The following is a 2,574-nucleotide window of genomic DNA, read 5'->3' on the forward strand; positions in this document are numbered from 1 at the left end:
GCCCAGCACCACGCGGTCGATGCCGTTGGCGCGAGCGAAGGCCAGGGCGGCGGGGATCTTGTGCAGACGGAGACGACGCTCCTTCTCCATCGGCTGATCCTTCAGCCGGATGCCCAGGCCGCCCGGGGGCATCGAGAACTCGGGGATCACCAGCTTGTGGCGGTCCAGCGAGACGTCGATGGTCACGCCCGAGTCCATGGTGTCTGCCAGGGCGATCATGCCGGTCCACAGGCCGCTGAAGCGCGACATCGAAATGCCCAGCAGGCCGTAGTCGAGCACCTCCTGAACGTCGGCCGGCGACAGCACCGGCATCTCGAAGTCCTGGAAGGCGAATTCCGACTGCGACGGCAGGGTCGAGCTCTTGCAGGCGTGGTCGTCGCCGGCCACGGCCAGCACGCCGCCGGTCGGGAAGGTCCCCGCGAAATTGGCGTGCTTGAAGACGTCGCCGGTGCGGTCCACGCCGGGCGCCTTGCCGTACCACATGCCGAAGACGCCATCGTGGGTGGCGCCCGGGAACAGGTTGGCCTGCTGGCTGCCCCACACGGCGGTGGCGGCCAGATCTTCGTTCAGGCCTTCCTTGAAGACCACGTCATGGGCGGTGAGCAGCTTGTTCAGGCGAGCGGCCTGCTGGTCCAATCCCCCGAGAGGCGAACCGCGATAGCCGGAAAGGAAGCCGGCGGTGTTGAGTCCGGCGCGGGTGTCGAGACGCTTTCTATCGAGCAGGACTCGGATCAGCGCCTGCACGCCGGTGATGAATGCGCGGCCATCTTCGAGCAGATATTTGTCGTCAAGCGTGACTTCCGAGTGCCGCATAGCAAAAAAATTCCTCCCGGGTCTTCCTGCCCGCTCAGCAATATCTTATAGAAACGGGGAAATTGTTTGCCCAAGGTGTGCCCGACTCGGGGCCGCTTTGCGCAAGATCAACGCGCCAATCACCCTCTGGGGGGAGGAAATCTTGTCCGAACAACTCGACGCCGTGGATGCCAAGATCCTGGATCTCATCCAACACGACGCCGGACTGTCCGTCGCGGAGATCGCGGAGCGAGTCGGGCTGTCTTCCAGCCCGTGCTGGCGCCGGATCAAAAGGCTGGAAGACGCGGGCGTCATCCAGCGCCGCGTGACCATCCTCGATCGCGAAAAGCTGGGCCTCGGTTTCGAGGTCTATTGCACGGCCAAGCTGTCGCTGCCGACCAAGGAAAACCYCGAGGTGTTCGAGCAGGCCGTGGGCAAGTGGGCCGAGGTGGTGCAGTGCGCCACCGTGACCGGAGCGGCCGACTACGAGCTGCGCATCGTCACCCGCGACATGCGCGCCTTCGACGAGTTTCTGCGCGACAAGCTGCTGTCGCTGGGCCTGGTGTCCAACATCGAGAGCCGGATCGTCATCCGCGGCGTCAAGAACTCCACGGCCGTGCCGCTGGGTCTGGTCAGCCCGTACGTCAGCCCGCTGAGCTGAAGGCCAAATCATCCTTCTCCCCTTGCGGGAGAAGGTGGCCGCGAAGCGGTCGGATGAGGGGTCGATAGACATCGAACGCCGCGACAAGCCGAACGGCCGGTCGCGGCGCTTTTCGTTTGAGAGACCCTTCATCCGTCAGCCTTCGGCTGACACCTTCTCCCGCAAGGGGAGAAGGACCAAGACCATCGATTTCTTCTAGAATCCCCTCCCCGCACCCGCCACAGTGCCGGCTCCACCACCTCGGAGCCTTCCCATGATCGACCTCGTCATCGACCAGCGCCGCAAGGATCTCGGCGGTTTCGAGGTCGGGCGCGTGCTGCCGTTCCACAGCCGGCGGATGGTGGGGCCCTTCACCTTCTTCGACCACATGGGGCCGGTCGAGTTCGAGCCCGGCTTCCCGCGCAATGTCGACGTGCGGCCCCATCCCCACATCGGCCTGTCGACCCTGACCTACCTCTTCGAGGGCGAGATCACTCACAAGGACAGCATCGGCTCCGACCTCGCCATCCGCCCGGGCGAGGTGAACTGGATGACGGCCGGCAGCGGCATCACCCACTCCGAACGCTTCGAGACCCTGCGCGAATACGGCGGCCGGATGCACGGCATCCAGGCCTGGGTGGCCCTGCCCGACGGCCAGGAGGAGATCGCCCCGGCCTTCTCGCACCATGCCCGCGAGGAGATGCCGGTCTATGAGGAGGGCGGCCTGAAGGCGGCCCTGGTGGCCGGCAAGGCGTTCGGCGCCGCGGCCCAGGTGCCGGTGTTCTCGCCGCTGTTCTACGTACATTGGGAGATGGCGGCCGGGGCCAAGGCCGGACTGCCGGCCGAATATCCCGAGCGCGCCGCCTATGTCGCCGTCGGCAAGGTCGAGGCCGACGGTCAGGTGCTGCACGCCGGCCAGATGGCGGTGTTCAAGCCGGGCCAGACGATCACCTTCGAGGCCCTGGAGCCCTCGACCGTCATGCTGCTGGGCGGCGAGCCGGTGGGGCCGCGCTTCATCGAGTGGAACTTCGTCTCCTCGTCCAAGGAGCGGATCGAACAGGCCAAGGCCGACTGGCGGGCCCAGCGCATGAAGCTGCCCGACCTGGACGACCAGGAATTCACCCCCCTGCCCGAGCCCCCGC

2 protein-coding genes and 1 pseudogene are annotated in these 2,574 nt (G+C 66.1%); 2 read left to right on the plus strand and 1 reads right to left on the minus strand.

Going from position 1 to position 2,574, the window contains the following annotated elements:
- A pseudogene (locus tag AC1DZ6_RS23325) lies at positions 1-813 on the minus strand (indolepyruvate ferredoxin oxidoreductase family protein); the annotation flags it as partial.
- A 142-nt stretch (positions 814-955) separates the two neighbouring features.
- Between AC1DZ6_RS23325 and AC1DZ6_RS23330 the strand changes: the two are divergent.
- Positions 956-1,453, plus strand: a complete 498-nt coding sequence (locus tag AC1DZ6_RS23330; RefSeq protein ID WP_477099491.1) for an Lrp/AsnC family transcriptional regulator — start codon at positions 956-958, stop codon at positions 1,451-1,453.
- Between the two features lie 253 nt (positions 1,454-1,706).
- Positions 1,707-2,574, plus strand: an 868-nt coding sequence (locus AC1DZ6_RS23335) for a pirin family protein (RefSeq protein WP_477099492.1), incomplete at its 3' end; no start/stop codon positions are given.

Source organism: Caulobacter sp. P1_B12_2, assembly GCF_056406675.1.